This is a genomic window from Bradyrhizobium sp. B120 (assembly GCF_049075665.1).
Lineage (GTDB): Bacteria > Pseudomonadota > Alphaproteobacteria > Rhizobiales > Xanthobacteraceae > Bradyrhizobium.
Map to the genome: position 1 here is coordinate 3,684,256 of NZ_CP185242.1, position 17,583 is coordinate 3,701,838.

A 17,583-nucleotide genomic window follows, 5' to 3' on the forward strand; every position below is an offset into this window, starting at 1 on the left:
AAGCCTGTACGCCACGTTGAAACGATCTATATGACGGGCACAATGGCAAATCGTGGAAAAGATGTGGCCGCGGACCGCCGCGCCGTGACGGCAAGAGCGGGCTCCTGATGGTGCCGCCGCAACAGACTGTGACCGCGGCCGACCAGCCCACGGCCACGACGCCCGCCGCCGAGAGGGGAACGCTGCTCGGCACCCTCGTTCATCTCTGGCCCTATATCTGGCCCGGCGATCGCGCCGATTTGAAGATGCGCGTGATCTGGTCGGTGGTGCTGCTGCTGTTCGCCAAGCTCGCGACGCTGTCGGTTCCGTTCACCTTCAAATGGGCGATCGATGCGCTGAACGGCACGGGTTCGGCGCCGGTCGCGACCTCGAACTGGATGGTCTGGCTGATCGCCTCGCCGGTGCTGATGACGATCAGCTACGGCGCGGTGCGCATCATCATGGCGGTGCTGACGCAGTGGCGCGACGGCATCTTCGCCCGCGTCGCGATGCACGCGGTGCGGCGGCTCGCCTACATCACCTTCGTGCACATGCACGAGCTGTCGCTGCGCTTCCATCTCGAGCGCAAGACCGGCGGCCTGACCCGCGTGCTGGAGCGCGGCCGGTCCGGCATCGAGACCATCGTGCGGATGGTGATCCTGCAGCTGATCCCGACCATCGTCGAGGTCGCGCTGCTGGCGGCGGTGCTGCTCTGGCAGTTCGACTGGCGCTACGTGCTCGCGGTGCTGATCACGGTCGTCGTGTTCATGTACTACACCTACATTGCGACCGAATGGCGGATCGAGATCCGCCGCAAGATGAACGATTCCGATACCGAGGCGAACACCAAGGCGATCGACTCGCTGCTCAACTACGAGACGGTGAAGTATTTCGGCGCCGAGGAGCGCGAGGCAAGGCGCTACGACCGCTCGATGGAGCGCTACGAGCAGGCCAGCGTGAAGACCTATACTTCGCTCGCCGTGCTCAACACCGGGCAGGCGATCATCTTCACCGCCGGCCTGACCGCGACCATGCTGATGTGTGCGTTCGGCATCCGCAACGGCACCCACACCGTCGGCGATTTCGTGCTGATCAATTCGATGATGATCCAGCTCTACCAGCCGCTGAACTTCATGGGCATGGTGTATCGCGAGATCAAGCAGGCGATCATCGACATCGAGAAGATGTTCGACGTGCTGGCGCGCGATCCCGAGGTGAAGGACGTGCCGGGCGCCAAGCCGCTCGTGGTGTCCACAGGCAGCGTGCGCTTCGAGGATGTCCGCTTCTCCTATGAGCCCGACCGGCAAATCCTGAAAGGCCTGAGCTTCGAGGTGCCGGCCGGCAAGACGGTCGCGATCGTCGGTCCTTCCGGCGCCGGCAAGTCGACGATCTCGCGGCTCTTGTTCCGGCTCTACGATGTCTCGGGCGGCCGCATCCTGATCGACGGCCAGGACATCAAGAACGTGACGCAGACCTCGCTGCGGTCGGCGATCGGCATGGTGCCGCAGGACACCGTGCTGTTCAACGACACCATCCGCTACAACATCCGCTATGGCCGCTGGGATGCCGGCGACGACGAGGTCGAGGAGGCGGCGCGGCTGGCGCAGATCGACGGCTTCATCCGGATGTCGCCGCAGGGCTACGAGACGCAGGTCGGCGAGCGCGGCTTGAAGCTCTCCGGCGGCGAGAAGCAGCGCGTCGCGATCGCGCGCACGGTGCTGAAGGCGCCACCGATCCTGGTGCTCGACGAGGCGACGTCGGCGCTCGACAGCCACACCGAGCACGAGATCCAGGGCGCGCTGGAGCGGGTCTCACGCAACCGTACCTCGCTGGTGATCGCGCACCGGCTCTCGACCATCGTCGGCGCCGACGAGATCATCGTGCTGGACCAGGGCCGGATCGCCGAGCGCGGCACCCATGCGCGGCTTTTGGCCTCGGATGGCCTCTACGCCAGCATGTGGAACCGGCAGCGCGAGGCCGAGGAGGCCCGCGAACGGCTCGCCCAGGTCGACGACGACGGCAGTGCACCGAATCGCCTGCCGCCCGTGGCCACCGATTCCCCTGATGATTCCACCCCCGTTGCAGGTGAGAAACCCTTGCCGACCGCCGCGGAATAGTCGATTTAGGGCCTCTCCCGCCGCAGGGGCGGGGTACCACAGCGAGCTCTGATGTCGATCGCCAATTCCATCCGCGCGCAGATCCCGCCGATCCACCCCGAGGGCTATCCGTTCATCGGTGGCTTCGCCCTGGCGAGCCTGATCCTGTTCTGGATCTGGACCCCGCTGGGCTGGATCGGGACGCTGCTCACGGTCTGGTGCGCGCTGTTCTTCCGCGATCCCGTGCGCGTGACGCCACTGCGCGACGGCATCGTGGTGTCGCCGGCCGATGGCCGCGTCTCCATGGTGGTGCAGGCGCTGCCGCCGGCCGAGCTCGGCCTCGGCGACAAGCCGCTGCCGCGGGTCTCGGTGTTCATGAGCGTGTTCAACTGCCATGTGAACCGCAGCCCGGTGGCCGGCCGCATCGACCGCATCGCCTACCGGCCCGGCGCCTTCATCAATGCCGAGCTCGACAAGGCGAGCGAGGACAATGAGCGCAACTCGCTGGTGATCTCGGGCGCCAACGGCCGCATCGGCGTGGTCCAGATCGCCGGCCTCGTGGCGCGCCGCATCGTCTGCTTCGTCAAGGAAGGCCAGTCGATCGGCGCCGGCGAGCGCTTCGGGCTGATCCGCTTCGGCTCGCGGCTCGACGTCTACCTGCCCGAGGGCACCAAGGCGCTGGTGTCGGAAGGCCAGACCGCGGTGGCCGGCGAGACCATTTTGGCGGATTTCCGCAACGCCGACCCCGGCCGCACCTACCGCGCCGATTAACGCTGTTTCTGCAGGCTGGAGCTCCCGTTCCGCTCGGAATCGGAACGGGAGCTCCAGATTTCCATTTTGACGCGTTTTCTTAACGCGAACCGGTATCCACTTCGCTGGAAAACGCTTTAACCAGCTGGTTCCGGCGCCAATGGCGGAGCCGGGCCATGCTTGCTATATTGCAAGGCCATGATGCCTTTTGATCCCAACTCCACCGAGTCTCGCCGCCGCCGGTTCCGCCCGATCCCGGTGCGGATGCTCGTGCCCAACATGATCACGCTGCTGGCGATCTGCGCCGGCCTGACCGCGATCCGGCTGTCGACGGAAGGGCGGATGGAGCTGGCGGTCGCCGCCATCGTGTTCGCCGCGATCCTCGACGGCATCGACGGGCGCGTCGCGCGTATGATCAAGGGCCAGTCGAAATTCGGCGCCGAGCTCGACAGCCTCGCCGATTTCGTCAATTTCGGCGTGGCGCCGGGCTTGATCCTGTATTTCTGGCAATTGCACGAATTGAACAATGGCGGCTGGATCGCCGCGATGGTGTTCGCGATCTCCGGCGGCCTGCGGCTGGCGCGCTTCAATGCCTCGATCGACGACCCGAACAAGCCGGCCTTCGCCGCCAATTACTTCACGGGCGTGCCGGCGCCGGCCGGCGCGATCACCGTGCTGCTGCCGATCTATCTCGCCTTCCTCGGCGTGCCGATGCCGCCGGCGACGTTGACGGCGTTCTACACGCTCTTGATCGCCTTCCTGATGGTGTCGCGGCTGCCGGTGTTCTCCGGCAAGACCGTGAAGATGCGCGTGCCGCCGGAGATGGTGCTGCCGGTGTTCGTGTCGGTGGTGTTCTTCGTCGCGCTGCTGATCGGCTATCCCTGGCACATCCTGTCGGCGGGCTCGGTCGCCTATTTGATCAGCCTGCCCTGGGGCTGGAAGTCCTACCGCGATCAGGAGCGCCAGCTTGCGGCACAGACGCAAGGGGCGAGCGCGCCGGTGGCGGCATCGCCTGCGGCTCCCTATGCAGCGCCGGTCGCGGATGCTGACAACGACGATCGTCCGACGCATCTGCATTGAGGCTCTGTGTAATCCGTCATCCCCGCGCAAAGGCTTCGCCTTTGTCGCTGGAGGAGCGCGCAGCGCGTCTCGAAGGATGCACGGCCACAATCGGGCCGTCGACCCTTCGAGACGGCCGCTGCGCGGCCTCCTCAGGGTGACGGTGATGCAGTTGTTTCGTTCCAGCAAATATCTGCCATGAGCGTGGCTCGGTTGGGTTCGCCTGCGATCTCGGCTATAGGCTGAGACGGCCCAGCGAACGCCAAAAATCAGGAGAGAAACGCCGTGACATCCGCTTCCGCCCCGCTGCCTGCGTCCGTCCTCGAGGCGTTGGCGCGCTATGACACGCCGACGATCTGCAATGCGATGGAGATCGTCGCGCCGGAGCGCCGTCTGATCGGCTACACCGTGAAGCCGCTGGTCTGCCCGTTCCCGTCCTTGCCGCCGATCGTCGGCTATGCGCGCACGGTTGCGATCCGCTCGGTGCTGAAGTCCGGGCTGTCGGCCGAGGAGCAGTCGAAGCGCCGCATTGAATATTATGAATATGTCGGCACCGGCTTCGGTCCGCGCATCTCCGTGATCCAGGACATCGACGGTCCCGACGTCGGCTACGGCGCATTCTGGGGCGAGGTGCAGAGCGCCGTGCACAAGGCGCTCGGCTGCCTCGGCGTCATCACCGACGGCTCGATCCGCGACATCCCGCAATGGGCGCCGGGCTTCCAGGCGCTGGCCGGCTCGATCGGCCCGTCGCACGCCTGGGTGCATGCCGAAAGTTTTGGCGGCGAGGTCCGCGTCGCCGGCATGACGGTGCGCTCCGACGACCTGATCCACGCCGACAGCCACGGTGCGATCGTGATCCCCTACGAGATCGCGGCGAAGTTGCCCGAGGCCGCCGAATTGTGCGGCCGCCGCGAGACCCCGATCCTGGACATCGCGCGTTCGAAGGACTTCTCGCTCGAGAAGCTGAAGGAAGCGCTGAAACGTTCGGCGGAAATCCACTGACGCTGGATAAGCGCGATCGGCCGCCGCGACAGAACTGCGCTCCCTCTCCCGCTTGCGGGGGAGGGCTGGGGTGGGGGCTCTCTCCACGAGTCATATCGTGGAGAGAGCCCCCACCCGCCGTCAAGCCGGCGCGACCTTCGCGATCTCGGACGCGCCGCGAATGGTCATGTCGACGGCGACATAGAGGATCACGGCGAGGCCGACATAGGCGATCCAGCGGTGGTTCTGCAGCAGTTTGGCGATGAAGGTGGCGGCCGCGCCCATCATCGCGATCGAGAGCGCAAGGCCGAACACCAGCACGATCGGCTGCTCGCGCGCCGCGCCGGCGACCGCCAGCACGTTGTCGAGCGACATCGAGACGTCGGCGATGATGATCTGCGTCGTGGCCTGCCACAGCGTCTTGCGCTGGCCCTCCGCGCCATCGGCGGTGTGTTCGGCCGCGGTCTCGTGCGCGGTGGCGCGCAGCTCGCGCCACATCTTCCAGCACACCCACAGCAGCAGGATGCCGCCGGCCAGCAGCAAGCCGACGATCTGCATCAATTGCGTGGTGAGCAGGGCGAACATGATGCGCAGCAGCGTCGCAGCGGCGATGCCGATCAGGATCGCCTTGCCGCGTTGCTGCGCCGGCAGGCCGGCCGCGGCAAGGCCGATCACGACCGCGTTGTCGCCGGCCAGCACGAGGTCGATGACGACGACTTGCAGCAACGCGCTGAGGGCGTCGAGTGAAAACAGTTCGGACATGAGCAATGCTCCCCTTGAGGTCGGGGAGTGGACCATTTCGACGAAACGGGATGTTGCCGTCACGCGGACGGCAAAATCCACCGGTGACGCCGGTCGGCGTCGCGGGTCGAAGCAGGGCCACTCCAACTGAGTTCCAGTCCGACATCGCAGCTTGTGGCTGCCAGAGGGGCCCGGCCTGGGATTTACGGTCAAAGCGCGATGAAATCAGATCGGATTGTCATCGCGCTTTGCTCTTATTTGAGCATGATCTTCGCGGCCTGTTCCTCGAAGAACAGCGCCGCCTGATCCGGCTCGCCGAGGATCGCCGCCGCACACCCCATCAAGGTGAATGCTCCGGCAAAATCCCACAGCGTCGGGTTCGCCACGCTTGCACGCGTACGGATCACGCGCGCCGCAAGCGCGGCGATGGCTGCCTCTGCGAACAACACCAGGCTGAGCGCGGGCAGCACGAGTGCGGGCTCAACCAGACGAACCGTCAGGACAATCGGCAGCGCGGTCAGCACCGCGAATAGCAGGAGCATGCCGAACGGCCCCGGTGAAGGAGCCTTCCGCGAGAACCTGTCTGGAATGGTCGAGGACATTCCGATTCTTGCCGACCCTTGCCTTGTCGTTCATCCCGACGATATCAGAGTGCATTCACATTGACGCGCGGCGCGGCGCCGCGCGACGGCAGGCCGCGCGACAGATTGTACATCTCGTGGCCGTCGAGGAGGGCCGTGGGCAGGCATTTCGGTGCCGTTTTGGGGCTGATCGCGCCGCGACATGCCATGGCAAAGTCCACGCTGCGCATTTATCTTTGGCTACAGCGCTGGGCGAACGAGCGAAGGGCGATGTCCATGAATATGGCAGGCAAGACCGTGCTGATCACCGGTTCCACCGATGGCGTCGGCCGCTACGTGGCGATGAAGCTGGCGTCTGCCGGCGCCCGGGTCCTGATCCACGGCCGCGATACCAAGCGGGCGCAGGTCCTCGCCGACGAGATCAAGCGGGTCTCCGGCCGTGAGCCGATGTTCTATCAGGCCGATCTGTCCTCACTCGCCGAGGTCCGCGAGTTCGCCCAGCTGGTGCTCGACGACCAGGAGCGCCTCGATGTGTTGGTTTGCAACGCCGGCATCGGCTCGCAGAACGACGGGCCGGCACGGCAGACCAGCAAGGACGGCCACGAGCTGCGCTTCGCGGTGAACTATCTCGCCGGCTTCCTGCTCGCGCATCTCTTGCTGCCGCGGCTGAAGGCGAGCACGCCGGCGCGCATCGTCAACGTCGCATCGCTCGGCCAGCACCCGATCGATTTCGACGACGTGATGATCACCAGGAACTACAACGGCGCCCGCGCCTATGCGCAGAGCAAGCTGTCGCAGATCATGTTCACCATCGATCTTGCCGCCGAGCTCGAAGGAAGCGGCGTCACCGTCAATTCGCTGCATCCGGCGACCTACATGAACACCACGATGGTGCGCGCTAGCGGTGCCACGCCGATCTCGACCGTCGAGCAGGGCGGCGACGCCATCCTGCGCCTGGTCCAGGACGACGATGTCGCGGGCAGGAGCGGGCTGTTCTTCGACGGCAAGCGCGAGGCGCGCGCCCATGCCCAGGCCTATGACGCCGAGGCGCGCAAGCGGCTCAAGGCGTTGAGCCTTGCGCTCACCGGGCTGCGGATTTCCTGACGCGGCGCGACGCAGGCGCGCCTTGAGTGCGACCTTGGGCACGGATCGCTTCGAACAGGCGCTTGCAGGCGGCCTGAATCCCGCGATCGGGCACGGTTGCGATGCCGAGCAGCAAACCGGGCTGCGCGCGTTTCGGTGCGAGATACCAGGGCGAGAGCGGGGCGGGCGCCAGCCCATGCGCCAGCACCTGCCGCGCAATCGCTACATCGTCGGCGTTGTCGGGCAGCGCCAGCATGACCGCGAGGCCGGCAACCCGCACATCGTTGCTCCACGGTCGCAGCGCAGCCGTCAGCGCGTCGCGGCGCTCGCCATGGGTCCGCTTGGTACGCCGGAGATGGCGGATGTAGTGGCCGTCGCGCATGAACTCGGCGGTGGAGAGTTGCACGGCTGGTCCCGGAGCAGGGGCAAGGCATGTCGCGACATCGGCGAACTGCGCCGCCAATTGTTCGGGCGCAACCAGGAATCCAAGCCGCAGCGTCGGCGAGATGGTCTTGCTGAAGGAGCCGAGATGGATCACGCGGCCGGCACGGTCGAGCGAGGCAAGCGCGGGCGCGGCGCGGCCATCGAGCTGCAACTCGCCGAGATAGTCGTCCTCGATGATCCAGGCGCCGGTTTGCGCGGCCCAATCGAGCAGTTGCGCGCGACGCTTCGCTGACAATGGCGGCCCGAGCGGCGCCTGCTGTCCCGGCGTCACAACCGCGAGCGCCGCGTCGGGCGCGTGCCTGAGGCCGTGGTCGACATCGAGGCCGTCGCCGTCGACAGGGATCGGGACCAGGTCCAGCCGGGCGAGCTCGAGCCCTTTTCGGGTCAATGGAAATCCCGGATCTTCTATCCATGCGCGGCGGCCTTCGAGGCCGAGCACGCGCAACGCGAGGCCAAGTCCGCCGGTGAAGCCAGAGGTGATGACGATCTGCGCAGGCGAGCATTCGAGCCCGCGCGCGATCGCGAGGTGCGCTGCGATCTCGCGCCGCAATTCGAGCTCGCCGCGCGGATCGATGGTGCGGGTCACCGCGCTCAATTCCGCCCGAACGGCGCGCGCGCGGATTCGCGCCAGCAGCTTCGCAGGAAGAGCGTCCTGCGCGGGGACACCCATCCGGAAGTGTCCCTGACCGCTCAGGTCATGGAACATCTCCACGACCGATCCGGGAGCGATCGGCGCATCGGGTTTTGCCGTCCTCCGCGGCCGCCCGGCGACGGTGGTGCCGTTCGCCTTCGACGACACGATGTGCTGGGCGTCCGCCAGTTTGTCGTAGGCCGCCCGCACGGTGCCGCGCGCAACGCCGAGCTGCGCGGCGAGGTCGAGCCACGACGGCAGCCGGGCGCCCGGCACCAGCACGCCATTGTCGATCGCCGCCGCAATCGCCTTGCGGTTCTGCTCCGAAAGCGGCGTCCTTGCCGAGCGGTCGAGCGCGATGGGAAGCGGGTTGGGCATGGCCCGTGGTACACCAATTAGGTTCATTCTTGGTGCTTCTTTTCAGGCCCGCGCGTCCGCATTTTTCCGACAGCAATGGAGGCACCTGATGAAGATTCTATGGACGACGCTGCTGGCCTGCGCCGCGCTTGCGACCCCCGCTGTGGCGCAATCGGTAACGCCGAAATTCGAGCACGCCATCACCAATATTCCCGGCAAGTCGCTGATCGCGGTCGAGGTCGATTTCCCGCCGAGCGAGCCCTCGGCGCCGCACCATCACGCCAAGTCGGCGTTTCTCTATGTCTACGTCCTCCAGGGCGCGATCGAGAGCCAGCTGGAGGGCGAGGCCGCGCACACCTATCGGGCCGGCGACAGCTTCTTTGAGCCGCCCGGCGCGCACCACGTGCTCGGGCGCAACGCCAGCGCGACCGAGCCGGCCAAGATCCTTGCGGTGTTCGTCGTCGACAGCAACGACAAGGCGCTGACCGTCTTCGACAAGGAAGGACACAAGCCGTGAGCATGCGGATCGATTACAACAAGGTCGCGCCGGCGGGCATCAAGGCGCTCGGTGGCGTCTATGGCTACCTCACGCAATGCGCCCTCCCGGCAGCGCTGATCGAGCTGGTCTATCTGCGCATCTCGCAGATCAACGGTTGCGCCTATTGTCTCGACATGCATACGCACTCGTTGCAGAAAATGGGCGTTGCGACCGAGAAGCTGGCGCTGCTTCAGGCCTGGCGCGAAGCGGAGGTTCTGTTCGACGCCGAGGAGCGCGCGGCGCTGGCCTGGGCCGAAACCGTCACGCGCGTCGCAGAAACCGCGGTCCCGGATGCGGATTACCAGGCCGCCCGCGCGGTGTTCAACGAGAAGCAGCTGGTCGACCTGACCATCGCGATCGGCCTGATGAACACCTACAACCGGATCGCAATCGGCTTCCGCAATCCGCCGCAGGCCGTTCGCGAGCACACGAGCTAGCTCTGACGCTGTGCCAGATAGAACCCGGCCAAGACGGTGACCAATCCGGCCGCCTGCAAGGTCGTCGGCGGCTCGCCGATCAGCAGCCATCCCAGCAGCAAGGTCAGCACCGGCACGGTCGCGGGAAACACGGCCGCGCGGGCAACTCCGAGCCGCTGGATCGACAGTGCGAACAAATACATGGCTGCGGGCCCGGCCAGGATGCCCTGGGCGACGGCTTGCAGCGCATTCTCGTGCAGGCCGATGGCCGCATCGCGCGCCAGCCCGCCAAAGGCGACATACAGTGGAAACAGCGAGAGCGACAGCACGCTGATGACAGTCGCCACCGAGAACGCAGACACCCGCCAATAGCGCACCAGCGTGGCGAAGCCTGCAAACATCAATCCGGTCGTGACGAAGATCAAATCGCCCGTCACGGCGCTCAATCCCATATGGCCGATCGACTCGCTGCCGATCACGGCAAGCCCGATCACGATGACGACGGCGCCGGCGACCCGAGAGGGTGAGATCTGTTCCTTCAGCAGGACGACCGCGAGAAACAGTCCGCCCAGCGTTGCGCAAGAAGGCTGGATCACGCTGCCATGCCCGAGGGGCACGAACACGAAGCCGGCATAGCTGATGAGCGACATCACCGGCCCGCCCAGCATCATCAGCGCCATGCCGCGGCCCCACCCGATGCCGCAGAGGTCTTTCAGGCCGGCGCGCACAACGAGCGGAATGAACACGATGCCCGACCACAGAAACCGATGCATCAAGAGGTCCACAGGCGTGAACCCGACTTTCAGGCCGTGCCGGGTCGCCACGAAGCCGAGAGCCCAGCACAGCGCCGCGCCGAGACCGCATGCGACCCCGAGCAGAATGGCTTTTTTATCGGGAAGGGCTGCCGTCTTGAGGTCGGCCGCATGTTTGTCCATGCCGGACGACTACGTGAGCTGCCAAGACGGATCAACCCATCGCGATGCAGGGCTGACTGGCGCAATAGCGGTCCGCTGGTGCTATTGGTCTCGTGCTGCTGCGCGCCATGCGCGCGCCTTGGCTGTGGTCTCCTCGACGAAAGCATCCTTGCCGGTCCGATAGGCTTCGATGTCGTCTTTTGAGGAGGCGGCGAGGGCCCGCTTGATCTCGGCATAGGCGCGTGCCGCCTCGCCGTGTGCGCGCAGATAGTCGCGAAACACCAGGCGTGCTTCCCAACGCGGATGGGACGGCTCCATCATATGCAGATGGTGGGTCCACGGACCCGGGGGTCCCTTGCGGAAGAACAGCTCGCCGGGGATCCACGACGCGTATTCGGGCATGTAGACATAGCCGAGCGCCTCAAGCGGCTCGATGCAGCGTTGCCTGGCCTCTTCGAGGCTGCGCACGCCAACCAGCAGGTCGATGATGGGTTTCGACGGGAGACCCGGAACGGCCGTGCTGCCGACATGCTCAATGGCCAAGGTGGACGCGCCGAGAGCTTGCGCGATCCGCGTGCGCTCCTGCGCGAACAAGGCGGGCCAGTTGGGGTCATAGTCGGAGACGACGATCGACCCGGCGCCGTATTTCTCCACGTTGACCCCCTGATCGTTCCCTACAGAGTATCACCCAGGCAGCGGCCGTGGCGTCGCTCACGAACCCTGCTTCACCTCAACGGGCTTCGTCGCAAACTGCGGAAATGTCTCGGCCACGACAGGTCCATCGAGCCGCCACGAATAGCAGCCGCCGACGAAGAACGGTGGCTCGGTGGCGCCCTGCTGGTGATCGAGCGCGCCGCGGCCCTGCGGGTCCTTGCCGGAGGTCGCGGTCTGGAACAGCGTCGTCACCGCGGGGCCCAGCAACTCGGCGAGATGGGTGCAGGTCTCCAGCCTGCCGATCTTGCGGCGGACCAGCTCGCGCCAGCCCTTGCCGATGCGTTCGCCGACCAGGCGCTGCAAGATGCCTTCGACGTCGAGGCAGGACGGGTAGGGCGTCGAGGCCATCGTGGTGCCGGTCTCGCGGATCGTGAAACTGTCGTCGACCGCGAGCCGCAGCCTGATGTCGTGCACGGGATCGTCGGGCTGCTGCAGCCCGCGATGCTTGTCCTGCCGCGCATAGGGCTTGGTGTCGACCAGCCGCGCCTCGACTTCCCACAGCCCGTCGTCACGGAGATAACCGAGACATTCGACGGAGCGGCGGTGCATCAGGCGGCGAGGCTTGCCGTCGGCGTTGGTATCGGGTGCGGACATCGGAACTCGCTGGATTGAAGCTAGAACCGATCCAACCGGTCGTATGTGCCGATGTCAACGCGCACTGGTGAATGGCGTCATGAATCCCTGTCATTCCGGGGCAATGCGTGAGCATCGAACCCGGAATCTAGCGTCCGCTCTGCAAGCTTTCCGTCAAGAAGTTGCGAACCGCCTCGGTTGCCTGTCGTGCTGCCTCGGCGTTGTATTCGATCCAATGCCCAAACGCCATGCGGCCTGGATTCATCGCAGGACGATCAAAACCATGAACGGCGTTCGGAAGGCTGATCAATTTGACGGCCGTTGCACTTGCGGGTCGCAAATTCATCATTGTGCGGCAAACCGACTGCTTCGACCAATCGTCATCCTCTCCGTTCAGGATCAACAACGGTTCTGCGGTGTCCAGGCTTGATCCGTAGCAGGGATAAAACGCGATGCCGGCTTTGAAATCGAGCCCTGGAGGAATTTCAAAGATTTGAGTATCGCGCTTCCTAAGCGCTGCAAGTGTCGCAACGCCCCCGGCAGAAAAACCCAATAGAGCAACGTGGTCCTTGTCCACATAGGGCTGCTTGCTGAAGAAGGACAAGGCACCGAATGCGTCCTGCATGCGATAGGCCGCCGTGTCGGTATCGCAGGTATCCTTCAGACCTCTCGTCGTAAAGCTGTCGACGACCAGAACAGCGTATCCCCACGACGTGAGTGCGTCAGGCCAGAAATTATGCGCAAGGTGAGGATCGAATAAAGATCCTAACCCCGCGCAGCCATGCAGCACGATGACGGCAGGAAACGGTCCCGGCCCGTCCGGCCTTTGGATATACCCTTGGACCAATCGTGGCGCCGGCGGGAAGATGGGTATGCCCTCGACGATATTTTGCCGCGCACCGAGCGTGGCTCGCAAGAATTGCGCGCCATCGAATTGAACAAGCTCGGCCGCGGCCGCCGAGCCTGCCGCGCTGCACGACAAGAAAATGGTGACGATAAGAGTGCGCAGCGGATGCATAGGGCGATCTTCACATTTGACCGGAAGTTATGAAAGCCCCTCGACTTTTTGCTCAGGAAAGCGTGACGGCGCGGGCGCGTCCGCATCACACTACGACAGGTTCGCCGTTAGCTGGCTTGCCCTTGCTCAACTCGCGTCAATCAGGCTATGGCTGCGCCCTGATGGGGGCGCGCCTCAGCTCACGCGCCGCTCCCGGTTCTCCCAATACGGCTTGCGCAGCTCGCGCTTCAGGATCTTGCCGGCGCCGGAGAGCGGGAGCGGAGTTGCCGTGATGTCGACGCTGCGCGGGCATTTGTAGCCGGCGATCAGTGCCTTGCAGTGATCCATCAGCTCTTCCGGTGTGGCGTCGGCGCCGCTCTTCATCACCACGACGGCGTGGACCTGCTCGCCCCAGCGCTCGCTCGGGATTCCGATCACGGCGCATTGCGCCACCGCCGGGTGCTGCGCCAGCGCGTTCTCGACCTCGGCCGAATAGACGTTCTCGCCGCCGGAGATGATCATGTCCTTGACGCGGTCGACGACGTAGACGAAGCCGTCCTCGTCCATGTAGCCGCCGTCGCCGGTGTGCATCCAGCCGTCGATCACGGCGCGCGCGGTCTCCTCGGGCCGCTCCCAATAGCCCATCATCACCATATCGCCGCGCACCGCGATCTCGCCAACGGTGCCGAGCGGCACGACCTTGTCTTCCGCATCGACGATCTTGACCTCGGCGCCAAGCGTCGCGCGGCCGGCGCCGCGGTGCCGGCCCTTGGCGCGGCCGTCGCCGATATGTTCCTTCCAGTGCAGCAGTGTCGCGATCGGCGACAGCTCGGTCATGCCATAGGCCTGAGTGAACTCGACATGCGGCAGCGCCTTCATGGCGCGCATCATCACGGCGTCGCTGATCACGGAGGCGCCGTAGGAGATCCGCTTCAGCGACGAGAGGTCGTAAGTGCCGAGCGTCGGGTGATCGACGAACATCTGGATCATGGTCGGCACCAGCAGCACGTCGGTGATGCGCTCCTTCTGCACGGCACTTGCGACGCCGTCGGGCGTAAAGCCCTGGATCACGACATTGGAGCCGCCGGACAGCAGCACCGAATACATCGCCGCACCATTGGCGAGATGAAACATCGGCGCCGCATGCAGGTAGATCGAGGTGCCCGGCCACAGGCCTTCGCCGAGTGCGTTCAGCGCATTGGCCATCAGATTGCCGTGGCTCAGCATCACACCCTTGGAGCGGCCGGTGGTGCCGCCGGTGTAGAAGATGCCGGCGAGGTCGTCGCGGGTGCGCATCGCGTCCGGAATGGGCTCGCTGCGCGCGATCAGTGTCTCGTAGTTCTCCATGCCCGCAGGCGTCTCGCCTTCGTCGGAATAGATCAACTTCAATCCGGGGAGGGCGTTCGCCAGCGTCGTGCCGACCGGCGCGAACGCCCTGTCGACGAACAGGATCGTGGCGCGGCAGTCGCGCAGCGCGTCCTCGTTCTCGATCGGCGACCAGCGGATGTTGAGCGGCACGATCACGGCGCCGGCCCAGCCGACGGCGAGGTACAGCTCGAGATAGCGGTCGGAGTTCAGCGACAGGATCGCGACGCGGTCGCCGTTGCCGGCGCCAAGCGAGCAGATCGCTGAGGCGAGGCGGGCGACGCGGGTGCCGACCTCGCGCCAGCTGCGCCGCCGCTCACCGCAGACGACCGCGAGCCCGTTTGGATTGACCTGCAGTGCCCGCCGCAGCCCGTGTGTGATGTTCACTCCCGTCCTCCCTTGATGCGTTTCCCACGTTTCGCTTGCGAGGCGGTTTGCCCGCCTTCTCTGCAGCCGGAACGGCTGCTTTGCGCATTGATGTCGTGGCAATCCCCTCGGTGAGGCGGATCGCGAATTCCTCGGCGACGGCGTGTCCGGTCAGCTCACCGCCGGGTTGAAACCAGTGGCCGATCCAGTTCAGCGAGCCGGCGATGGCGAACGCCGCGAGCTTCGGGTCGCAGGGTTTCACCGAACCGTCCGCGATGCCGGCAGCGATATAGTCGCGGAAGGCGCGGTCGATCCGCCGCTTCGCGGTCTGCACGATCTTGCGGTTATGCTCGCTGAGATCGCGAAGATCGAACCGGACCAGGCTCTTGCCGTAGTCCGTCGTCATCAGTTCGGCATAGCGGATGGTGAGCTTGCGCAGCTTGTCGAGGCCACTGCCGCTGCCGGCCGAGGTCTCGGCAATGCAGTCGTCGACCAGCTCGTGGCCGATCGACCAGCACTCGAACAGGATCTCGTCCTTGCCGCGGAAATAATTATAGAGCGCGGGCTTGGTGATGTTGAGCCGCTTGGCGACGTCATTCAGCGTGGCGCGGTGATAGCCCTGTTCGAGGAACAGTTGCACGGCGGCGCGCAGCACGGCTTCGCGCTTCTCGTCGCGGGCGCGGCGCCGGCTCTCGAACGGCAGCCAGGGCGACTCGGTGTTGGAAAGGGGGAAGCGGGCGTCCATCGCGTGGCTGTTGTCGCATTGACTCCGGAAGGTCGCCCGTATATTACCCATGGGTAACAAATAGTCCAGTGGGTATTTCCGGGAGGACACGCGATGACGTCACGCACCTATGTTGCCGGGGTCGGCATGATCCCGTTCGTCAAGCCCGGCGCCAATGCGCCGTACCATGTGATGGGCGCCGAAGCCGCGAAGCTCGCGCTCGCTGACGCCGGGCTCGATTACGGCCGTGTGCAGCAGGCCTATGTCGGTTATGTCTATGGCGACTCCACCTGCGGGCAGCGCGCGCTTTATCCGGTCGGCATGACCGGCATCCCGATCGTCAACGTCAACAACAACTGCTCGACCGGTTCGACCGCGCTGTTCCTGGCGCGGCAGGCGATCGAGTCGGGCGCGGCCGATTGCGTGATGGCGCTCGGCTTCGAGCAGATGAAGCCCGGCGCGTTAGGGGCCGTGTTCACCGACCGTCCCAGCGCGTTCGACGATTTCGATGCGGCCGCCGACAAGCTGGTCGACGCCCCCGGCGTGCCGCTGGCGCTGCGCTATTTCGGCGGTGCGGGTTTGAGCCACATGAAGAAGTACGGCACGCCGCTGTCTGCGTTTGCAAAAGTGCGCGCCAAGGCGAGCCGTCACGCCAAGAACAACCCGCTGGCGCTGTTCCGCAAGGAAGTGACCGCCGACGACGTGATGAACGACCAGGTGATCTGGCCCGGCGTGATGACGCGGTTGATGGCGTGCCCGCCGACTTGCGGCGGCGCCGCAGCGATCCTGGTCTCGGAGAAGTTCGCCGACCAGCACGGCCTCAACAAGAGCGTCCGCATCGCCGCGCAGGCGATGACGACCGACACGCCCTCGACCTTCGGTGCGTCCGACATGATGCAGGTGGTCGGCTACGACATGGCGCGCGATGCCGCGAGCAAGGTCTATGAGGCCGCCGGCATCGGCCCCAACGATCTCGACGTCGTCGAGCTGCATGACTGCTTCGCCCATAACGAGCTGATCACCTATGAAGGGCTCGGCCTGTGCGGCGAGGGCGAGGCCGCGAAATTCATCGATGACGGCGACAATACCTATGGCGGTAGGATCGTCACCAATCCGTCCGGCGGCCTGCTCTCGAAGGGCCATCCGCTCGGCGCCACCGGCCTCGCGCAGTGCTATGAGCTGACCCGGCAGCTGCGCGGCACGGCGGCTGCGACGCAAGTGGAAGGCGCGGGGCTCGGGCTGCAGCACAATCTCGGCCTCGGCGGCGCCTGCGTCGTGACGCTCTACGAACGCACCTGAGGCCGCCCATGGTCGATCAATCCGCCGTTGGGCGCGCGTTTACGCCCGTGACCGCGCGCGTCGAGCCGGGGCGCCTGCGCTTCTTCCTCGACACGCTCGGCGAGAGCAATGCGGTCTATCGCGACGGGGCAACGGCGCCGGTGCCGCCGACCTATCTGTTCTGTCTGGAGATGATGGACGCGGCCGAGCCGTTCGAGTTCCTGACCGCGCTCGGCATCGATCTCGCCCGCGTGCTGCATGGCGAGCAGCGCTTCGACTATCACGCCCCCGTGGTGGTCGGCGACACCCTGACGTTCCGGCCGCGCGTGACCAGCGTGACCGAGAAGAAGGGCGGGGCGATGACGCTGATCGTGGTCGAGACCGCGGTCACCAACCAGGCCGGCGTGCATGTCGCCGATACCTCGCGCACCATCGTGGTGCGCAATGCGAGGCCGTCATGAGCAGCAGCACTCCGTCGGTCGGCGACCGCATCGTCCACAAGGCATTTCCGCCGATCACCCGCCATCGCCTCGCGCTGTACTGCGGCGCCTCCGGCGATCACAACCCGATCCATGTCGACATCGACTTCGCGAAGGCGGCGGGATTCCCGGACGTGTTCGCGCACGGCATGCTCGTGATGGGCTATCTCGGCCAGGCGTTGACGGACGCGGTCAGCCCGTCGCGCATCCGCTCGTTCTCGACCCGCTTTGCCGCGATCACCCAGCTCGGCGCCGCGTTAACCTGCGAGGGCACGGTGACCGAGCTGATCGAGCAGGGCGGCGAGAAACGCGCGAAACTCGCGCTCACCACCAAGGATCAGAACGGCGAGATCAAGCTCGCGGGGGAAGCGGTTATCGCGCTGTAGGGTGGTGACCTGTCGCCACGAAGAAACTGCGCTCCCTCGCCCCGCGCTTGCGGGGAGAGGGGTGGGGTGAGGGGCTGTCTCCGCACACACGGTGACAACAGGAGTCGCGGAAGCTCCCCCTCACCCGGAAC

20 protein-coding genes are annotated in these 17,583 nt (G+C 65.6%); 10 read left to right on the top strand and 10 right to left on the bottom strand.

Annotated features, from left to right (window positions below; all coding sequences use genetic code 11):
* Positions 1–107: 107 nt before the first annotated feature.
* From ACOIX3_RS16525 to ACOIX3_RS16540, 4 genes are all read left to right on the top strand, one after another.
* Positions 108–2,096 (top strand): ABCB family ABC transporter ATP-binding protein/permease, encoded by a 1,989-nt coding sequence (locus tag ACOIX3_RS16525; RefSeq protein ID WP_420970897.1) that lies wholly within the window; start codon positions 108–110, stop codon positions 2,094–2,096.
* A gap of 51 nt (positions 2,097–2,147) precedes the next feature.
* Positions 2,148–2,846 (top strand): phosphatidylserine decarboxylase, encoded by a 699-nt coding sequence (locus tag ACOIX3_RS16530; RefSeq protein ID WP_092127222.1) that lies wholly within the window; start codon positions 2,148–2,150, stop codon positions 2,844–2,846.
* Positions 2,847–3,026: 180 nt separating this feature from the next.
* Positions 3,027–3,905 (top strand): CDP-diacylglycerol--serine O-phosphatidyltransferase, encoded by an 879-nt coding sequence (gene pssA / locus ACOIX3_RS16535; protein WP_420970898.1) that lies wholly within the window; start codon positions 3,027–3,029, stop codon positions 3,903–3,905.
* A gap of 345 nt (positions 3,906–4,250) precedes the next feature.
* Positions 4,251–4,886 carry an RraA family protein gene (locus tag ACOIX3_RS16540; RefSeq protein ID WP_420971741.1) on the top strand — a complete coding sequence of 212 codons (636 nt, stop codon included), beginning with the start codon at positions 4,251–4,253 and terminating at the stop codon, positions 4,884–4,886.
* Between the two features lie 120 nt (positions 4,887–5,006).
* Here ACOIX3_RS16540 and ACOIX3_RS16545 read toward each other — a convergent pair whose 3' ends face one another.
* From ACOIX3_RS16545 to ACOIX3_RS16555, 3 genes are all read right to left on the bottom strand, one after another.
* Entirely contained in the window at positions 5,007–5,627 is a 621-nt protein-coding gene (locus ACOIX3_RS16545; RefSeq protein ID WP_420970899.1) for a TerC family protein, read from the bottom strand.
* 233 nt (positions 5,628–5,860) lie between these two features.
* Complete coding sequence (locus ACOIX3_RS16550) at positions 5,861–6,208, bottom strand: hypothetical protein (protein ID WP_420970900.1); 348 nt, start codon at positions 6,206–6,208, stop codon at positions 5,861–5,863.
* 44 nt (positions 6,209–6,252) lie between these two features.
* On the bottom strand, positions 6,253–6,417 hold the full coding sequence (locus tag ACOIX3_RS16555; protein WP_420970901.1) for a hypothetical protein: 165 nt from the start codon (positions 6,415–6,417) through the stop codon (positions 6,253–6,255).
* Between the two features lie 46 nt (positions 6,418–6,463).
* Between ACOIX3_RS16555 and ACOIX3_RS16560 the strand changes: the two genes are divergently transcribed.
* Positions 6,464–7,291: an SDR family NAD(P)-dependent oxidoreductase gene (locus ACOIX3_RS16560; RefSeq protein WP_420971742.1), complete on the top strand. Its 828-nt coding sequence runs from the start codon at positions 6,464–6,466 to the stop codon at positions 7,289–7,291.
* Here the strand turns inward: ACOIX3_RS16560 and ACOIX3_RS16565 are convergent.
* Complete coding sequence (locus ACOIX3_RS16565) at positions 7,269–8,723, bottom strand: PLP-dependent aminotransferase family protein (RefSeq protein WP_420970902.1); 1,455 nt, start codon at positions 8,721–8,723, stop codon at positions 7,269–7,271. The genes ACOIX3_RS16560 and ACOIX3_RS16565 overlap by 23 nt on opposite strands.
* 88 nt (positions 8,724–8,811) lie before the next feature.
* Here ACOIX3_RS16565 and ACOIX3_RS16570 point away from each other — a divergent pair, with 88 nt between their 5' ends.
* Entirely contained in the window at positions 8,812–9,219 is a 408-nt protein-coding gene (locus ACOIX3_RS16570) for a cupin domain-containing protein (protein ID WP_420970903.1), read from the top strand.
* Entirely contained in the window at positions 9,216–9,677 is a 462-nt protein-coding gene (locus ACOIX3_RS16575; RefSeq protein ID WP_420970904.1) for a carboxymuconolactone decarboxylase family protein, read from the top strand. Before ACOIX3_RS16570 ends, ACOIX3_RS16575 begins: the two co-directional genes overlap by 4 nt.
* Here ACOIX3_RS16575 and ACOIX3_RS16580 read toward each other — a convergent pair.
* The 6 genes from ACOIX3_RS16580 to ACOIX3_RS16605 all read right to left on the bottom strand — a co-directional run bounded on the left by ACOIX3_RS16580 (position 9,674) and on the right by ACOIX3_RS16605 (position 15,381).
* On the bottom strand, positions 9,674–10,591 hold the full coding sequence (locus tag ACOIX3_RS16580) for a DMT family transporter (protein WP_420970905.1): 918 nt from the start codon (positions 10,589–10,591) through the stop codon (positions 9,674–9,676). The genes ACOIX3_RS16575 and ACOIX3_RS16580 overlap by 4 nt on opposite strands.
* Before the next feature lie 81 nt (positions 10,592–10,672).
* Complete coding sequence (locus ACOIX3_RS16585; protein WP_420970906.1) at positions 10,673–11,224, bottom strand: GrpB family protein; 552 nt, start codon at positions 11,222–11,224, stop codon at positions 10,673–10,675.
* A gap of 57 nt (positions 11,225–11,281) precedes the next feature.
* Positions 11,282–11,878, bottom strand: a complete 597-nt coding sequence (locus tag ACOIX3_RS16590) for a DUF2889 domain-containing protein (protein WP_420970907.1) — start codon at positions 11,876–11,878, stop codon at positions 11,282–11,284.
* 127 nt (positions 11,879–12,005) lie between these two features.
* On the bottom strand, positions 12,006–12,875 hold the full coding sequence (locus tag ACOIX3_RS16595) for a dienelactone hydrolase family protein (protein ID WP_420970908.1): 870 nt from the start codon (positions 12,873–12,875) through the stop codon (positions 12,006–12,008).
* A gap of 174 nt (positions 12,876–13,049) precedes the next feature.
* Entirely contained in the window at positions 13,050–14,606 is a 1,557-nt protein-coding gene (locus tag ACOIX3_RS16600) for an acyl-CoA synthetase (RefSeq protein ID WP_420970909.1), read from the bottom strand.
* Positions 14,536–15,381, bottom strand: coding sequence for a TetR/AcrR family transcriptional regulator (locus tag ACOIX3_RS16605; protein WP_420970910.1), 846 nt, complete (start codon positions 15,379–15,381; stop codon positions 14,536–14,538). The genes ACOIX3_RS16600 and ACOIX3_RS16605 overlap by 71 nt, the downstream gene beginning before the upstream one ends.
* Before the next feature lie 42 nt (positions 15,382–15,423).
* Here ACOIX3_RS16605 and ACOIX3_RS16610 point away from each other — a divergent pair, with 42 nt between their 5' ends.
* Genes ACOIX3_RS16610 through ACOIX3_RS16620 form a run of 3 tightly spaced genes read left to right on the top strand, consistent with a single transcriptional unit; the run spans position 15,424 to position 17,452 of the window.
* Positions 15,424–16,608 (top strand): lipid-transfer protein, encoded by a 1,185-nt coding sequence (locus ACOIX3_RS16610; RefSeq protein ID WP_420970911.1) that lies wholly within the window; start codon positions 15,424–15,426, stop codon positions 16,606–16,608.
* Between the two features lie 8 nt (positions 16,609–16,616).
* Positions 16,617–17,048 (top strand): MaoC family dehydratase N-terminal domain-containing protein, encoded by a 432-nt coding sequence (locus ACOIX3_RS16615; protein ID WP_420970912.1) that lies wholly within the window; start codon positions 16,617–16,619, stop codon positions 17,046–17,048.
* Positions 17,045–17,452, top strand: coding sequence for a MaoC family dehydratase (locus tag ACOIX3_RS16620; protein WP_420970913.1), 408 nt, complete (start codon positions 17,045–17,047; stop codon positions 17,450–17,452). The genes ACOIX3_RS16615 and ACOIX3_RS16620 overlap by 4 nt, the downstream gene beginning before the upstream one ends.
* Positions 17,453–17,583 lie beyond the last annotated feature (131 nt).

What these genes read in the sequence shown, in the direction of transcription:
- ACOIX3_RS16525 (WP_420970897.1), top strand. Translation starts at nt 108, where the DNA reads ATGGTGCCGCCGCAACAGACTGTGACCGCGGCCGACCAGCCCACGGCC.
- ACOIX3_RS16530 (WP_092127222.1), top strand. Translation starts at nt 2,148, where the DNA reads ATGTCGATCGCCAATTCCATCCGCGCGCAGATCCCGCCGATCCACCCC.
- pssA (WP_420970898.1), top strand. Translation starts at nt 3,027, where the DNA reads ATGCCTTTTGATCCCAACTCCACCGAGTCTCGCCGCCGCCGGTTCCGC.
- ACOIX3_RS16540 (WP_420971741.1), top strand. Translation starts at nt 4,251, where the DNA reads ATGGAGATCGTCGCGCCGGAGCGCCGTCTGATCGGCTACACCGTGAAG.
- ACOIX3_RS16545 (WP_420970899.1), bottom strand. Translation starts at nt 5,627, where the DNA reads ATGTCCGAACTGTTTTCACTCGACGCCCTCAGCGCGTTGCTGCAAGTC.
- ACOIX3_RS16550 (WP_420970900.1), bottom strand. Translation starts at nt 6,208, where the DNA reads ATGTCCTCGACCATTCCAGACAGGTTCTCGCGGAAGGCTCCTTCACCG.
- ACOIX3_RS16555 (WP_420970901.1), bottom strand. Translation starts at nt 6,417, where the DNA reads ATGCGCAGCGTGGACTTTGCCATGGCATGTCGCGGCGCGATCAGCCCC.
- ACOIX3_RS16560 (WP_420971742.1), top strand. Translation starts at nt 6,464, where the DNA reads ATGAATATGGCAGGCAAGACCGTGCTGATCACCGGTTCCACCGATGGC.
- ACOIX3_RS16565 (WP_420970902.1), bottom strand. Translation starts at nt 8,723, where the DNA reads ATGCCCAACCCGCTTCCCATCGCGCTCGACCGCTCGGCAAGGACGCCG.
- ACOIX3_RS16570 (WP_420970903.1), top strand. Translation starts at nt 8,812, where the DNA reads ATGAAGATTCTATGGACGACGCTGCTGGCCTGCGCCGCGCTTGCGACC.
- ACOIX3_RS16580 (WP_420970905.1), bottom strand. Translation starts at nt 10,591, where the DNA reads ATGGACAAACATGCGGCCGACCTCAAGACGGCAGCCCTTCCCGATAAA.
- ACOIX3_RS16590 (WP_420970907.1), bottom strand. Translation starts at nt 11,878, where the DNA reads ATGTCCGCACCCGATACCAACGCCGACGGCAAGCCTCGCCGCCTGATG.
- ACOIX3_RS16595 (WP_420970908.1), bottom strand. Translation starts at nt 12,875, where the DNA reads ATGCATCCGCTGCGCACTCTTATCGTCACCATTTTCTTGTCGTGCAGC.
- ACOIX3_RS16605 (WP_420970910.1), bottom strand. Translation starts at nt 15,381, where the DNA reads ATGGGTAATATACGGGCGACCTTCCGGAGTCAATGCGACAACAGCCAC.
- ACOIX3_RS16610 (WP_420970911.1), top strand. Translation starts at nt 15,424, where the DNA reads ATGACGTCACGCACCTATGTTGCCGGGGTCGGCATGATCCCGTTCGTC.
- ACOIX3_RS16615 (WP_420970912.1), top strand. Translation starts at nt 16,617, where the DNA reads ATGGTCGATCAATCCGCCGTTGGGCGCGCGTTTACGCCCGTGACCGCG.
- ACOIX3_RS16620 (WP_420970913.1), top strand. Translation starts at nt 17,045, where the DNA reads ATGAGCAGCAGCACTCCGTCGGTCGGCGACCGCATCGTCCACAAGGCA.